At 62.3% G+C, this 15,224-nt stretch carries 14 protein-coding genes; 1 reads left to right on the forward strand and 13 read right to left on the reverse strand.

The window, feature by feature from the left end; all coding sequences use genetic code 11:
- Positions 1-55: 55 nt before the first annotated feature.
- The 6 genes from LGH74_RS18355 to mnmA all read right to left on the reverse strand — a co-directional run bounded on the left by LGH74_RS18355 (position 56) and on the right by mnmA (position 7,774).
- Entirely contained in the window at positions 56-2,599 is a 2,544-nt protein-coding gene (locus LGH74_RS18355; RefSeq protein ID WP_226177856.1) for a TonB-dependent receptor, read from the reverse strand.
- On the reverse strand, positions 2,599-3,306 hold the full coding sequence (gene rpe, locus LGH74_RS18360; RefSeq protein ID WP_226177857.1) for a ribulose-phosphate 3-epimerase: 708 nt from the start codon (positions 3,304-3,306) through the stop codon (positions 2,599-2,601). The genes LGH74_RS18355 and rpe overlap by 1 nt, the downstream gene beginning before the upstream one ends.
- A 175-nt stretch (positions 3,307-3,481) precedes the next feature.
- Positions 3,482-3,805 carry a hypothetical protein gene (locus tag LGH74_RS18365; RefSeq protein WP_226177858.1) on the reverse strand — a complete coding sequence of 108 codons (324 nt, stop codon included), beginning with the start codon at positions 3,803-3,805 and terminating at the stop codon, positions 3,482-3,484.
- Between the two features lie 168 nt (positions 3,806-3,973).
- Entirely contained in the window at positions 3,974-5,677 is a 1,704-nt protein-coding gene (locus LGH74_RS18370) for a S8 family serine peptidase (protein WP_226177859.1), read from the reverse strand.
- 181 nt (positions 5,678-5,858) lie between these two features.
- Complete coding sequence (locus tag LGH74_RS18375; protein WP_226177861.1) at positions 5,859-6,623, reverse strand: hypothetical protein; 765 nt, start codon at positions 6,621-6,623, stop codon at positions 5,859-5,861.
- On the reverse strand, positions 6,620-7,774 hold the full coding sequence (gene mnmA / locus LGH74_RS18380; protein ID WP_226177863.1) for a tRNA 2-thiouridine(34) synthase MnmA: 1,155 nt from the start codon (positions 7,772-7,774) through the stop codon (positions 6,620-6,622). The genes LGH74_RS18375 and mnmA overlap by 4 nt, the downstream gene beginning before the upstream one ends.
- Before the next feature lie 280 nt (positions 7,775-8,054).
- Here mnmA and LGH74_RS18385 point away from each other — a divergent pair, with 280 nt between their 5' ends.
- Positions 8,055-8,681: a beta/alpha barrel domain-containing protein gene (locus LGH74_RS18385; protein ID WP_226177865.1), complete on the forward strand. Its 627-nt coding sequence runs from the start codon at positions 8,055-8,057 to the stop codon at positions 8,679-8,681.
- 21 nt (positions 8,682-8,702) lie between these two features.
- Here the strand turns inward: LGH74_RS18385 and LGH74_RS18390 are convergent, their stop codons facing one another.
- The 7 genes from LGH74_RS18390 to LGH74_RS18420 all read right to left on the reverse strand — a co-directional run bounded on the left by LGH74_RS18390 (position 8,703) and on the right by LGH74_RS18420 (position 15,215).
- Positions 8,703-9,545, reverse strand: a complete 843-nt coding sequence (locus LGH74_RS18390) for a maleylpyruvate isomerase N-terminal domain-containing protein (protein WP_226177867.1) — start codon at positions 9,543-9,545, stop codon at positions 8,703-8,705.
- A gap of 12 nt (positions 9,546-9,557) precedes the next feature.
- On the reverse strand, positions 9,558-10,220 hold the full coding sequence (trmB, locus tag LGH74_RS18395; RefSeq protein WP_226177868.1) for a tRNA (guanosine(46)-N7)-methyltransferase TrmB: 663 nt from the start codon (positions 10,218-10,220) through the stop codon (positions 9,558-9,560).
- 104 nt (positions 10,221-10,324) lie between these two features.
- Positions 10,325-11,626, reverse strand: coding sequence for a bifunctional folylpolyglutamate synthase/dihydrofolate synthase (locus LGH74_RS18400; RefSeq protein WP_226177870.1), 1,302 nt, complete (start codon positions 11,624-11,626; stop codon positions 10,325-10,327).
- Between the two features lie 122 nt (positions 11,627-11,748).
- On the reverse strand, positions 11,749-12,633 hold the full coding sequence (locus tag LGH74_RS18405; protein WP_226177872.1) for a hypothetical protein: 885 nt from the start codon (positions 12,631-12,633) through the stop codon (positions 11,749-11,751).
- Between the two features lie 184 nt (positions 12,634-12,817).
- Positions 12,818-13,228: an ExbD/TolR family protein gene (locus LGH74_RS18410; protein ID WP_226177874.1), complete on the reverse strand. Its 411-nt coding sequence runs from the start codon at positions 13,226-13,228 to the stop codon at positions 12,818-12,820.
- A gap of 105 nt (positions 13,229-13,333) precedes the next feature.
- The gene (locus LGH74_RS18415) at positions 13,334-14,047 is read right to left on the reverse strand and encodes a MotA/TolQ/ExbB proton channel family protein (protein ID WP_226177876.1); all 714 of its coding nucleotides are present in this window, start codon (positions 14,045-14,047) and stop codon (positions 13,334-13,336) included.
- Between the two features lies 1 nt (position 14,048).
- Positions 14,049-15,215: an HU domain-containing protein gene (locus LGH74_RS18420; RefSeq protein WP_226177878.1), complete on the reverse strand. Its 1,167-nt coding sequence runs from the start codon at positions 15,213-15,215 to the stop codon at positions 14,049-14,051.
- Positions 15,216-15,224 lie beyond the last annotated feature (9 nt).

The following is a 15,224-nucleotide window of genomic DNA, read 5'->3' on the forward strand; positions in this document are numbered from 1 at the left end:
CCCTTTCTATTTTCTTCTAAGAGGAAAAGCACGGCCTATTTCCCCGTCATTCACCCTAAAACCGGGCAATAACTCGCAGATTGACGACGCGCCGGGAAAGGTAGTTGGGCACGGCGTAGGTCCGGCCGCTCACGTCCTGCACGTAGCTGTAGCCGGCCACGTTGTTGGCGGCCAGCACGTTCAAGATTTCCAGGCCCAGCCACAGACTTTCCAAATGGCCCGCCCGGCGCGTTTCGCCGGTGTTGCTCAGGGCAATTACCTTGGAGAAGCCCAGATCCACGCGTTTGTAGGAGCGGGTCAGCTTGGTGGTGCCGCGTTCCTCGGGCAGATTCGGGGGGCTGAACGGCAGGCCGGTACCGAATACGAAGTTCACGTAGCCCTTCACGGAGGGGTTGTTCGGCAGCTGGTCCTGGAAGAAGATACCGAAGTTCAGGCGCTGGTCGGCCGGCCGGCGGATGTAGCCCTGGGGCGTGCGGCCGATGGTGTCGCCCTGGGCATTATACACATTGACCGAGTCGCCCACGATATTTTCGCGGGTCGTCAGAATACCCATGCTGAACCAGGATTCCACGCCTTTCACAAACTCGCCGCTCACCCGCGTATCGAGTCCGGCGGCGTAGGCCTTGGCGTTGTTCTTGGCGAAGTAGCGCAGCCGCACGTTGTCGATGTCGTAGGGAATAACGTCGGTCAGGTGCTTGTAGTACAGCTCCCCGGTAAACACGAACGGCCGGCCCCACCGGCGGAAGCGCAACTCGTTGCCGGCAATGAAGTGCAGGCTGCGCTGGGCCCGCAGCTCGGGGTTCAGCGAGGCCTGCTGCACCATAACCGACTGCGGCGTGGCCTGGGTGCCCCGGGTCTGGTCGCGCAGCTCGCGGTAGAACGGCGGCTGGTAGTACACGCCCGTGGCCAGCTTAAACGACAGGTTGGGGTTGCGCCGGGTAATGAACGAGTACTGTACCCGCGGGCTCACCGTCAGCTGCTCATTCACCGACCAGTAGTTGGCCCGCACCCCATACGTCAGCGTCTTGAGCGAATCCAGCTCGATGGTATGCTGGGCGTAGCCCTGGTAGCGGGTGCTGCTCAGGTCGAGGTCCGAAACGAGGCGGGTGCGGCGGTAGTCGGGCACGAAGTCGGCCGAGTCGGCGAAGCTGTACTCGTTGAGCTGGTCGGTAATTTTCTCCCGGCCCATTTTGGCTCCCCAGCGCACCGAGTGGCGCGAGCCCGGCGTCCAGCGGGCCCGGGCTTCGAGCGTGGCCACCTGCGCCGTCAGCGTGTTGCGCGAGTGGTCGAAGCGCGAGCCCACGTCCCGGATGCGCACCGGCTGATTGAAGTCGTCCGAGTTCGGGTCCCGGTTAACGTCGGCAAAGCTGTATTTCGCCTCCACGTCGCGGTACTCAAACTCCCGGGAGAAAAAACCACCTGCCAGCAGCTCACCCTGCAGGTTGCTGGTAAAGTTGTGGCGCAGATTCAGCCCGCCCTGGTAGGTATCGTACTGCATCCGCTCCCGTCCGTCATAGTCAATATAGAGGCGGGTTATCTGGTTGGTAGCGGTGCTGAACGAGGCCTGCCCCGACTCGGGGTTGAAGCGAAAGTCGTTGTGGGCAAACGTGGTCAGCAGGCCCAGGCTGGTCCGGTCGGGGTTGTCTTTGGGCCCCAGCGCGGCATTGAGGTACACCTGCCCGTCGTAGAACGTAGGGTTGTAGCCGCCCTGCTGCTGCTTCAGCGAGCGAAGCACGTAGGTGGCATTCTTGTAGCGGATGCCAGCCAGGTAGCTAAGGCGCTTGTTGGGCGAAGTAGCCTCCACGTGCATCGTGCCGCCCACCAGACTGGCCGTGGCCGAGCCGCCGAACCGCTGGGGCTTCTTGTACTCGATACTCAGTACCGACGAAAGCCGGTCGCCGTACTTGGGCTGCCAGCCGCCCGACGAAAACTCGATCCGGTCCACCAGATCGGGGTTCACGAAGCTGAGGCCTTCCTGCTGGGCCGAAGTCACCAGAAACGGGCGGTACACCTCGATGCCGTTGACGTATACCAGGTTTTCGTCGTAGTTGCCGCCCCGCACGGTGTAGGTGCTGGTCAGCTCGTTATTGGCCACCACGCCCGGCAGCGTGGTCAGAATCTTGTTGAAGTCGCCGAAGGCCGAGGGCAGCTCCTTTACGGCGCGCGGGTCGATACGCACCACACTCACCTGCTCGCGGGTATTGGCCTCGTCGTTGCGGGCCCGCACGGTCACGTTTTTCAACGCCCGCGGGTCCAGGGCCAGCGTGAGGGTCAACTCCCGGGTTTCGGCCAGGTTCAACTGCACGCGCTGGGTTTGGTAGCCCAGGCGGCGCGCTACCAGCGTGGGCTGCTTGCCGGTGAGAGGGCGCACCACGTTCAGGGCAAAGCGGCCCTTGTCGTCGGTATTGGTACCGCCGGGCTGGCCTTCTACCCCGATGCTGACCTGCTCGACCGGCGCGCCGGCCGCGTCGCGAATAGTACCCGTGATAAGCACGCGCGCGGTCTGCTGGGCCTGCGCGGCGGGCAGGTATGCTACCAGCAGGGCCGCACTCAGCAGGCCGGCCCGGAGCGTATGCTGGAAAACAGACGACTGCTGCATTAGCGGGACGACTGCGCTTCGGCTTCCACCAGCGCGTTGAGCTGCTGGCGCATTTCAGCCAGGGTAGCCACCGGGTCGGGTGAGTTGAACACGAAGCTACCCGCTACCAGCACGTCGGCCCCGGCCTCTACCAGCGCCGCGGCGTTGTCGAGGCTTACGCCGCCGTCAATTTCAATCAGGGCGCTGGAGTTGTAATCAACAATGAGCTCTTTCAGGGCCGCTACCTTGCGCAGGGTGTTGGGAATAAACGACTGCCCGCCGAAGCCCGGATTGACCGACATGATGCACACCAGGTCAAGGTCGGCAATGATGTCTTCCAGCACGCTCACCGGCGTGTGCGGGTTCAGGGCCACGCCGGCGCGGCAGCCCAGGGCCTTGATTTGCTGCACGACCCGGTGCAGGTGCGGGCAGGCTTCGTAGTGCACGGTAATGTTGGCCGCCCCCGCGTCGCGGAAGGCCGCCAGGTAGTGCTGGGGCTCCTCAATCATTAGGTGCACATCCAGGGGCTGCTGGGCGTGGCGGTGAATAGCCTGCAGCACCGGAATACCGAAGGAGATATTGGGCACGAAGCGGCCATCCATGATGTCGCAGTGCAGCCAGTCGGCGGCGCTGCCGGCCAGACGCTCAGTTTCGGATTGGAGGTTGCCAAAGTCGGCGGCAAGCAGAGAGGGAGCCAGCAACGGCACGATACGACGGGTCGGATTCATAGTGCGAAGGTAACGGTTTGGGGGGCAGGTTTTGGTATACCCGCTGCCGTTGAAATACCGGATTTTCCCGGATTAACCCAGCCAATGCCGGCAAACCGGGCTGAAAAGCAAAACCGCCGCCCGACTGCCGCGCAGCCGAACCGCGGTTCGCCGATACTCTACCCTTCGGAAGAGTCTATTTCTCCGCCTTTTTCCAGGCTTGCCAGTCGAGCTGGCCGGCCTCGTTCTTGCGCAGAAACACGGTCTGGTCGTCCTTCTGGGTTTTGCCGAAGGTTACGTCGCCGCGACAATCGAGGCACTTGACGGAGGTGTACTTAAACTTATCCTGAGCCACGCGCGAGGACAGGTCCAAATTCTCGGAGCCGCATAGGCCGCAGGCCAGCACGTCAGGGAAGCTTAGCCGGTCGTATTCCGACACTACCTCGTGAAAGTTGGTGCCCTGTACCGTGAAGTGAAACTGGCGGCGGCCAATCCGCTTAGTGACCATTAATTGTAGCATACAGCAAAAGGTTAGCAGGAAACTGAATCTGCCAGAAAGATACTAATATTTTTAACAATCAACAATTCTCGAAACCGGTTTAGCAAAAGCAAATGGCATAAAAAAGAGCTTTACGTGGTTTCCCACCGCAAAGCTCTTTTTTTAAGTCAACTAAAAATATTAGCAAATCTACAGTTTCACGAACCGCACAGTTTGCTGGCCTTTACCGCTGCTGATGGTGCAGGTATACACACCCTTAGCCAGCGGGCCGGGCCGCAGCTGCACCTGGGTGGCCGTGGTAGCCGGCAGCTGCTGCTGAGCCACTACGGCACCTCGGGCATCAAACACCTTCACACTCAGCGGGCGGCCCTGAAAATCGGGGGTGAGCTGCACATACAGCTCGTCGGTACGGCTCGGGTTGGGGTACACGGCCAGCAGGTCGGGGCGGTCCTGGGCGTTGGCGGCGGCCAGCGGCGTATTAGGGTTGGCCAGCTGATAAGCCGTTACAAAGTTGGGAATGCCGTAGCCGAGGCGGTTGTCGGGCGCCGTAGCCTGGGAGCCGGCGCGCTGCAGAAAGCTGATAACCTGCTGAGCGGTCAGGTTGCGGTTGGCCTGCCAGAAGCCCGCTACCATACCGGCCATGATGGGGCAGGAAAACGAGGTGCCGTTGCCGCGCGTGGCCGCGCCCGAGGGCGTCAGAATAGCTGATTGCACGCCCTGGGCCGCTACGTTGGGCTTGATACGGCCATCGGCCGTAGGACCGATAGAGCTGAAGCTGGCCGGCCGTAGCGCCGCATCCACGGCGCCCACGGTCAGGATGGAGTCGGCATCGGCCGGGGCCGAGATATAGCGCCAGCTGCTGCTGCCTTCGTTACCGGCGCTATTGACGACGAGCATACCCACGCGGGCCGCCACGGCAGCGGCCCGGGTCGAAATAGCGGTCCGGCCGTTCATATCGGCGTAGCTGTAGTCCGTCGATGGCAAATCGAAGGTGGTGTAGCCCAGCGAGGAGCTGATGATGTCCACCCCCACCGAGTCAGCATATTCGGCCGCAATCAGCCAGTTCATTTCTTCCACCGGGTGTTCCGAGTCAATGTCCTCGGTAATGCACAGATGGTAGGTGGCTTTCGGGGCCGTGCCAATGAAGAAGCCGGCCTGGTTGGCGGCCATGGTTGAGAGGCAGTTGGTGCCGTGGTCGTTGCGCAGAAACACGCTGCCGGTCTTGTCCACGAAGTTGAACGTGCTGGCCAGGCGCCGCTCCTGAAACAGGGGCTCGAAGGCCGGAATCCGGTCGACGCCGGGGAAGCCGGCATCAAAGACGGCAATCTGGATACCCTCACCCCGGAAGTTGGCGTTGTGCATCGTGACGGCCCCAATCATGTTGGCCTGCCCGTAGGCCGTGCCGTAGTCGGCGGGGCTGGTACGCGCCTCCTGGGGCAATACTACCGGCTGCGGATCAAGCTTGCGCGTGCCGCTCTGGTTGCGGTTCAGCGTCACGACTTTGCCCACAAAAGGCAGGGTCTGAATAGTAGCCAGCGTGGTCGAGTCGCAGGCTACCACGGCGGCGTTAAACCAGCGCGAGGTATACCAGAGCGTGGCCCCGGCCACGGTTTTGAGCTGGGTCACGTAGGCCGGGTTCACCGGCAGGTCGCGGGGCTGCACGCTGATGTTCTGGCGGGTGCGGCGCTGCACGGCCCGGGCCGACAGAAACGCCTGGGGCTGCGCGGTGCTGAAGGGCGAGCCGGCTTTGTCGCGGAAGTAAATCAGGTGCTTGCGGACGGTGGCCGTGGCCCGGGCCGGCGCGGGGGGCGAACCGGGGCCGCCGGGAGCGGCAAAACCGGCAAGGGAGCCCAGACTCAGGCCCGAAAGCAGCAGCAGAGTAGAAAAACGCATTCGTGTGGGAGAATTCGGTGAAAGTAGCTTGCGGGAAGATACGCAAATACCGGATTTCAGACCAGCTAACGACAGTATGGGCCGCACCTGGCAGTACAGTACAAAAAAGGCGACAGGTGAAATACACCTGTCGCCGGAAATACGTTGCCGCGGCGGCCCGCAAAAGCGGCCGGGCCGGAAGCTAGAGCTTGCCTTGCTCAATCAGGACTTCCACCCGGGCTTGTCCCTTGTAAATGCGGGTATTGGAGCGGGAGCACGACAAAGACTGCTGGTCGCAATAATTGAAGCGGCGACGCACCCGGTACACCGGCCCCATCCCCTTGGCGTATACCTGGCTGTAGGTCGAGCGGTAGTACTCATCATCGGAACCATACGGATTGCCATTATCCACAATCAGACTCGTCGTCAGGGTGTGTGGGTAGAGGTAGTCTTTGCCGCCCGCCGTCGCCTGGAAAGGCTCATCAACGGCTTCATACTGGCGGTTTTGATCCTCCTGAACCGTGGTAGTATCAATAAAGGAAAAGGCATACATATCCCAGGTGCGGTCCTTGCGCACGGGAAATATCAGCTCCACGCTACGTCGGTTGTTGCGCGTGAGCAGCACAGCATTCCGCACTTTGGTAAGCACCATCACACTGTCGTCGCGCCAGGCATCGGTGGCCAGCACCCGTTTGGCGCGCACCACCCGGTAGCTGGGCTGGCCGGTGGCATCGGGAATCTGGTCGGTGATGGTTTCCCGAAACTGATAGCTCGACACCTTACGCTGATAGGCGTCCCAGATGGTATCGGCCACGGCGTAGACGCGGTAGCTGCCTATTTCCAGCGGGTAATAGTCGGTGCCCGACTCGGGGCCGGGCACCGTCTCGTTCTCACAGCCGGTCAGGGCCAGGGCCGCCAGCGGCAGCAGGCGCAGAAGTTGTTTCGGAACCAAATAGCGGTTTATCATACGGTAGTAGCAGTTGCCAGCGTCCGGTCGGGCACTTCGGCAATGGTGTGGCGCTCAATCCAGCCACCGCCGAGCACGTCGTTACCGTCGTAGAAGACGGCCGCCTGGCCCGGGGTAATGGCGTGCACCGGCTCCTCGAAATATACGCGGATTTTGTCGCCGACCTGCTCCAGGAAAGCCGGGGAGCCGTTGTGGTTGTAGCGTACTTTGGTAGTGGCCGGCACCAGGCCGCGGCCTTCGAGCGAGGCCAGCTTGCCCATGTTCAGCTTGCCCACGTAGGTGGTGGTGCTAGCCAGCTCGTCGTAGTTGCCGAGCACCACCTGGTTGGTATCGGGGCGGATTTCGGTGACGTAGGCCGGAAAGCCCAAGGCAATGCCCAGCCCCTTGCGCTGCCCGATGGTGTAGAACGGGTAGCCTTCGTGGTGGCCCAGCACGGTACCGTCGCGCATAATGAACTCGCCACCGGCCACGCGCTCCTCCAGCCCTTCCACGCGGCGGCGCAGAAAGCCCCGGTAGTCGTTGTCGGGAATAAAGCAGATTTCGTAGCTCTCGGGTTTGTTCACCAGCTCAGTGAAGCCCCGGCGGCGCGCCTCGTCGTAGATTTCGGTTTTGCGCATGCCGCCCAGCGGGAACAGCGTGCGGGCCAGGCTTTCCTGCGACACGCCCCAGAGGGCATACGACTGGTCCTTGTGCTCATCGAGGCCCTTGCTGACCACGTAGCGGCCGTTTTCGTGGCGCACGTTGGCGTAGTGGCCGGTGGCAATGAACTCGCAGCCGAGCTGGTCGGCCCGGCGCAGTAGCGCGTCCCACTTAATATGAGTGTTGCAGAGCACGCACGGGTTAGGCGTGCGGCCGGCTAAGTATTCGGTGGTGAAGTTGTCGATAACGAAGTCGCCGAATTCGTCGCGAATGTCGATGATGTAGTGCGGGAAGCCCAATTCCACGGCAATCTGGCGGGCATCGTTGATGCTGTCGAGCGAGCAGCAGCCGGTTTCCTTTTTCGAGCCGCCCGCCGAGGCGTAATCCCACGTTTTCATGGTCATCCCGACCACTTCGTAGCCTTGTTCGTGCAAGAGCACGGCGGCCACCGAGCTGTCGATGCCGCCGCTCATGGCCACCAGCACCCGTCCTTTCGATTCTGAAGTATTCATATTCATTGGTTGAAAGCCAAGAGAGCTGCCGAAAGTTTCCGGCGCTCATACTTGCAAAGGTAGGAAGTCCGCCGGTGTAGTCCGTCTCGTAGGTACCGAAGGCCTTCGAAATGAGGAATAAGGCCGGTTTTGGGGCCGCCCAGGCAACCTTATCCCCGGCTTTTACCGAAGGCTTTTTAGCCGGGCCACGGTAGGCCAGTTGTGACGCAATGAGTTTTTATGCCGAATATTACCGCGGCATCTTTCTTTTTTCCTGTTCGTTCCGCTCATCTTCTGCCCCATGCCCCTGATTACCTCCGTGCTTGTACGCGGCATCAACAACCTATCCGACGCCCGCTACTGCGCCGGCATGGGTGCCGACTACCTCACGTTTCGCCTCGACCCGGCCCTACCCAATCATGTGGAGCCGGCGCTGGTGCAGGAGCTCAGCGGCTGGGTAGCAGGCGTGCAGCTCATTGGCGAGTTTGATACGCTTTCGGCCCCGGAAATCAATGCCCTGGCTAGCAGCTGCGGCCTGCACTACGTGCTGCTGCACCGCCGCCGCACGCCCGAGGAGCTGGCCCAACTGAGCGTGCCGGCCCTGAAGCTCATCAAGTGGATTCCGGATATGCTGACCGAAGACGTGGAAAAGCGCTTCCGCGACCAGCAGGCCCACCTGGCCGGCTTCGTGCTGGCCACGCCCCCTTCCGACACGCTCACGGCCATGCAACGGGCTCAGCTCACGCAGCAGGCCCGCACCTACAAGCTGTGGCTCGGCACCGGCTTCGCCCCGCCGGCCAGCCTGCGGCAGTTTGTAGAGGAAATCCAGCCCAACGGCATCGTGCTCGAAGGCGGCGAGGAAATCAAGACCGGCCTGCGCGACTTCACTGAGCTGGAAGCCGCCTTCGAGCAGCTGGAGGACGAATAAGCCGCTCCGCTCCTGACCCTGCTAGCCCATTACGGTAATCAGTCCGAAAATGGGCTCCCCCAGGTGCCGCTCCCCGCTGAGCTGAATACTGGCTTCGGCCAGCGGCCGGGGCAGGCTCTTGGTAAAAAGCCGCCACGCTACGTCGCCCTCAATGGTAATGGTAGCTGCTACCGGCCCGGCGGCTTCCGGCGCCTCGCCCAATTCCCAGCCACTGGCCGTGCGCCGCAGATACCACGTGCCGCCTGCCGCCCCGGTTACAACAACAGCAATGACCTGCCCGGTTTCGGCGGCCACCTCGCGGTAGTGATAGGGCAAGGCCCGCAGGCAGGTGGCCAGAAACGGGTGGTACAGCTCCCGCGTGAGCAGTGCGGCCGGCTGCCCCACGGCCTGCCGGATCTGCTGCTGGTGGTGCCACTTCTCGGTGTAGTCGCGGGCAATGTGAAACCAGTTGGCCGACTCCGACTCGCCGGCCCAAGCTACGGCAAACGTAGCCGGCGCCTCCGGGTCGAGGCCGGCCAGGTAGCGGTTATACGCCGGCCCCGACACCTCCAGCAGCCACCGAATTATCTGTGGGCTCAGCCGCTGCCCGGCCGTAATCCAGTCGGCATTTAGCTGGTTGAGAAAGGTTACTATTTCGGGATACGAGCCGCCCGTGGGCTGCACCCCGAAATACCCGTCGCGCAGCATGGAAAGGCTGCGCAAGTTGCCGTCGAGCAGATGCAGGGCCACGTCGCGCACCCGCCAGCGCGGGGCCAGTGTGGGCAGCTCCCACTGCGCGGGCGTCAGCTCGGCCAGCAAGGTCAGCAGGTGCTGGTCGAGGACCGGAAACAGGTGGACGGTGTGCAGCGGCGGCAGGGCGGGCATAATCAGAAGTGGTTAGCTAAGCTGAAACTGCAGGTATTTGATGGGGATGCCTTCGGCCCGGAAGCGCTTTTCGTAGTGGGTCTGAATGTCCTCGGCGTGCGGCAGCAGTTCGGGCGTGGCATAGAGGTCCTTGGTGTGGGCCAGCACGGTGGCACCGGGGCGCTGTTGTACCACGTCCAGGGAATAGTCGAACAGGGCCTCGTCGTCGGTTTTGAGGTGGACCAGTCCGCCGGGCCGTAGCAGGTGCTGGTACAGATCCAGGAAGCGCGGGGCGGTAAGGCGGCGCTTGGCATCACCCAGGCGCGGGCGCGGATCCGGGAACGTAATCCAGATTTCAGCCAGCTCGCCGTGGCCAAAGTGCTGGAGCAAATCCAGGGCCCGCATCCGCACGAAACCCACGTTGGTGAGCCCCAGCTCCTGGGCCCGGTGGCTGCCCTTCCAGATTCGGTCCCCCTTGATGTCGAGGCCCAGGAAATTGCGCTGCGGGTAACGCTCGGCCAGGCCCACGGTGTAGTCGCCTTTGCCGCAGCCCACTTCGAGGGTGATGGGCGCGGGCGCGGCAAAAAACTCGGTTTGCCAGCGGCCACCCAACTGCTGAAAGTTGGCTTTGCCCGGCTCCACGATATCCGGCCGCTCGGCGTTGTTGGCAAAGCGCTTCTGTTTTACTCGACTCACTGAATTCGGGGTTGGTTGTTATTTAGTTGTTAGTTGCTGGTTGTTAGTTGTCAGCTGTTGAGTGGCATCCGCCTAACTGACAACTGACAACCAGCAACTAACCCTTACAGCTCTTCTATTTCGGCTACTACAAAGGTACTGCCCCCGATAAATACCACGTCGTCGGGAGCCGCCGCCGCCCGGGCCGCCGCCACGGCAGCAGGCACCGGGCCCACTACCGAGCCCCGCAGCCCCACGGCCGCGGCCCGGGCGGCCAGCTCTGCGGCCGGTAGGGCCCGGGGAATGTTGGCCTGGCAAAAGTAATACGTTGCCGCCGCTGGCAGCAGGGCCAGCATCTTGGTCACGTCCTTGTCGTTGACGACGCCCAGCACGAAATGCAGCTGCTGGTAAGGCAGACGCGCCAGCTGGGCCGTGATAAAGCGGATGCCGGCCTCGTTGTGGCCCGTGTCGCAAATCACCAGCGGGCGGCGGCCCAATATCGTCCAGCGGCCCCGGAAACCGGTGAGGCGGCGCACGTCGCGCAGCCCTTCCCGCACGGCCGCATCCGGAATTTGCCAGCCCTGCCGGCGCAGCTCGTCTAGCACGGCCAGCACCCCGGGCAGGTTCAGGCGCTGGTAGTCGCCCACCAGGCCCAGCTCCAGGGCCGGACTTTCGGCCTGACCATCCTGCCTGATCTGCACCAGCTGAGCTTCTGCGTCGGGGGCCGGCGGCTGGGCCAACGTGGCCTGGTAGCGCGTATCGGCAAACAGGATTGGGGCCTGCAGCTCCCGGGCTTTCTGCTCGAATACGGCCTGCACCGCGGGCTGGGTCTGGCTGATGACGACGGGCACGCCGGGCTTGATGATGCCGGCTTTTTCGGCCGCAATCAGCGGCAGCGTGTCGCCCAGCAGGTTCTGGTGGTCGAGGCTGATGTTGGTGATGAGCGATACCAGCGGGGTGATGATGTTGGTTGAATCCAAGCGGCCGCCCAGTCCTACTTCTACCACGGCAATATCCACTTGCTGCTCGGCGAAATATGAGTAGGCCAGCGCCACGCACATTTCGAAAAACGAGGGTTTGATCTGCTCAAACAACGGCCGCCATTTTGCCACCCAGGCCACCAGGTAGTCGGGTGCCAGATCCTGGCCGTTGAGCTTGATGCGCTCCGTGAATTCGCGCAGGTGGGGCGAAGTATACAGGCCCACGTGGTAGCCGGCCACCTGCAGCGAGGCCGCCAGCAGGTTGGAGCTGCTGCCCTTGCCGTTGGTGCCGGCCACGTGAATGGCTTTGAACTGCCGCTCGGGGTGGCCCATGGCTTCGGCCAGCGCCTCGGTATTGCCCAGGCCGCTCTTGAAGCCGGCCACGCCCACGCGCTGAAACATCGGGAGCTGGTCGTAGAGGTAGGCTAAGGTTTCGGCGTAAGTCATGCGGCAAAGTTGGGGGGCACAGGGCGGTAAATTGGTGGCTCGGCAGCCAACGGGAGTACAAAAGAAAACCGCCGGCCGGAATAATCCGACCGGCGGCCCTGCATTGGCAGTAAAACCGGCGCCTAGCGCACCGTAATTTTGAAGGTATAGAACCCAGTAGCACCGCCGGCGGCCGAGCTGGTACGGCGGAAGTCGGCGTTTTCCAGCGCGTCGCGGCACACTTTCTCCTGGGCCGGCGTCACGTTGCCCGACACCTTGGTGACAGCCTCCACTTCGCCGTCAGAGTTGATTTTAATCTTGAAGCGTACGAAGCCCGAGGTGTTATCCAAGGCCGGGGCGTCGGGTTTCGAAACGAAGGCCCAGCCGGACATTTCCAGTCCGCCCGAGCCGGGGCTCAGGCCGCTGCCGCCACTACCGGGCTGCCCATAGAGGGCTTTGGCATCAAGGGAGCCGTTGGGGTTGCCCTGGTCGCCCACCGAGCCGGGTTTGTCGCCGTTGTTGTTACCGGTAGCCGCGTTGCTGGTGCCGTTTTCGCCGCTACCGCCGCCGTTGGCGCTGCCTTTGGGTGTGTACAGAGTGCGGGGCTTTTCCACGGGCTTGGGTACTTCCTTCACCTCTTCCCGCTTGGGCGCGGGCTTCTCTACCGGCGGTACGCTCACGGGGCTTTCCTCGGCTTCGCTGGTCACGATTTTATCCTCGGACGCCTGTTGGGGCACGGGCTCGGCCGCCTGCTGCACGGGCCGGGGCTCGGGGTCGGGTGAGGACGCGGGCGGGCGGCTGTCCTCCCGGTTCTGCGACTCGTTGGCCAGAGCTTTGCTCTGAATGTCGCCCGAGCCGGCTTCGTCGATGCCGTAGTTCAGCTCCACCCCGTCGCCGCCGAGGCCGAGCAGCGGCGGGTCGGGCCCTTTGAAGACGGTGAAGACAAACAGCGCCACCAACAGCGCGTGGACGACCACCGTGCCGATAATTGCCTCGCGGCGGTGCTGTTCGCGGTATTCGATAGCCATGGTTGGTTTTTCGTTAGTGGTGGTTGGTTTTTGGGCGGCTGTCATCATCAACACATGTTGACTGGGCATTATTCCAAAACCAGGCACAAAATCAGCGGTTGTAATGGCCCAAAATACAAAATGTGGGCAATGCGCTAACGGCCACTAGCACATTACTCACATTTCCCACATTTCACACCTTCTCTTACTTGCCGCCCGACTGCTGGGCCTGCGTTGCCATCACCATCTTCACTTTCAGCCGGTTGCCGATTTCGAGGATATCGACCAGCTTCTGCACGTTTAGCGACGAGTCGACGCGCAACACCACGGTGGGCGCTTCGAGGCCGGCAATACGCTGCTGCAGGGCCGTTTCCAGGGTAGCAGCCGTTACGGGCTGCCGGTCGAGAAAATACAGGCCGGCGGCATCCACCGAGATGTTGATGGTTTCCTTCATGACGGCCTTGCCCGAACGGGCATTAGGCAGCATGAGCTTGATAACGTTGGGGTTGACCATGGTACTCACGATCAAAAAGAACAGCATCAAAAAGAACATGATGTCGTTCATCGAGCTGGTCTCGACGTGCGAGGAAAGCTTACGGCGCCGGCTGAGGTCCACGGTTTTGGAGTTAATGAGGGTAAGAGGGTATGGGTGCGGGAGGTGGTATGGCTGGGCCCAATTACGACTGGGTACCTCCTACTCCCTTACCCTCCTAAACTGTTTCTAGTTGTCCTGAAGAATGTCCATGAACTCAATGGCGGAATTTTCCATGCGGAAAATCAGGCGCTCGACCATGATGCTAAGCCAATGGTAGCCCACGTGGGCAATGATGCCGACGATGAGGCCGGCGGCCGAGGTAACCATCTTGGTATACAGACCACCCGAAATCTGGGCAATACCGAAGTCGCCGGTGGTGGAAATGGCGTAGAAAATCTTGATTACCCCGATGATAGTACCCACGAAACCCAGCATGGGCGCGATACCGGCAATAATGCCCAGGATGCTGATGTTCTTTTCGAGGCGGGCAATTTCAATCTTGCCCACGTTCTCCACGCTGCTTTCAATGTCTTTCAGCGGCAGGCCGATGCGGCGAATACCTTTTTCCACCATGCGGGCCAGCGGCGAGGGGTTCTGGGCGCAGAGCATTTTGGCGCCCTGCAGGTCGCCTTTCACCATCAGCCCCCGGATACCGGCCATAAACGAGTCGGGGTTTACGGCGGCGCGGCGGATGGTCAGGTACCGCTCGATGATGATGTAGATGGAAACAAAGGACAGCAGAAAGAGCGGCACCATGATCCAGCCCCCTTTCAGGATCAGATCAATCAGGGAAAGGTCCCCAGCGGCGGCCGCAGCATCGGCGGCCTGGTTTGCGGCAACGGCGGCGGTATCGGTGGCAGTAGTAGCGGCGGTGGTAACCTGCAACAGGAAAGAGGTCATGCTAGTAATTGAGTACCCAGAGAGAAGAGCCTAAGTGCTTGCGCAGCACGGGCAGTTGTTGTTGCGCCTCGGTCTTGTTGGCGTAGTCGATGGCGGAGAGGCGGTACTTGCGGCTGCCGGGCGCGGGCAGCACGATGCGGGCATTGCGGTGCCCGTGCTTTACCAGCGCCTGCCGGCCTTTTTCGGCGTGGGCCAGCGTGGTGTAAGCCCCCACGATAACGTAGGAACGGCCGGTGCGGCCTTTAATTGTGGAGCCGCCGGGCTCGGTAGAAGCTACCGCGGGTGCGGCAGCCACCGGAGCCTTTGACTTGGCAACTGACGCTACAACGGCCGGCTTGGTTGCAGCCGGCGCTTTTACCGCGGGTTTGGCTACCACGGCTTTGCGGACGACGGCGGCCTTTACCGGCACAACCGTTACGGGCGTGGTTTCGGGGGCCGCGGCCGGCGTGCTGGCCGGAGCGGCGTTATCCCAGTTGTCGTTGGCCAGGGCCGCCTGCTGGCGGGCTATGGGCTGCGCTACCTCCTCGGCGGGCGTGGTCAGCACGGTCGTCTGCTCACTGCCGGAGGTTAACTTCCAGCTTTCGGGCAGGTAGCCCAACTGCGAGGCGAACTGATAGTTAGCCGACAAAATCAGGCCGGTGATAACCAGGGTAGCGGCAATTCGAAACGTTTTCATCGCGCGGCGGGAACGGCTTACGGCTAAGAGTGGAGCAGCCTGCTGCCGGTCGCGGGCCAGCAGGGCATCGGTGGCCCGAATAGGGCGCGACACCAGCTCGGGCAGGCCGTAGCTGGCCATCAGCAGATTCTGGCTGCCGGTGTACTCGAAGTCGAGGCCGCGGCCGGCCGATTGGCGGAAGATGCCGATGCCGGGCAGTTCGGTGCGCTGGCTGCTTTCAAGCTCGGCCTGCAGGCGGTGCACGGCGTCGCGCACGAGCAGGCGGGCCTGGGCCGTAGTCAGGTTCAGGGAGCTGCTCAGCGCGTCCACCAGCAGCCCGTCGTTGCGGGTCAGAGCCTGGTTGAAGGCCACGCGCTTGGCCGGCGGGGCCAGCGTGTGGCGCACGGGGTGCACCTGGGCCGGGGCGTAGTCGGCAATCAGCCCCCCGAAATCGGGGATGATAACGCAGTCGTGGTCCCGGAGCAGGGTGCGGATATGGTCGGAGAGCTGCATCGGCGGTAA

Origin of the sequence: Hymenobacter lucidus (assembly GCF_020447265.1) — a bacterium.
In the GTDB taxonomy this organism is placed as follows: domain Bacteria; phylum Bacteroidota; class Bacteroidia; order Cytophagales; family Hymenobacteraceae; genus Hymenobacter; species Hymenobacter lucidus.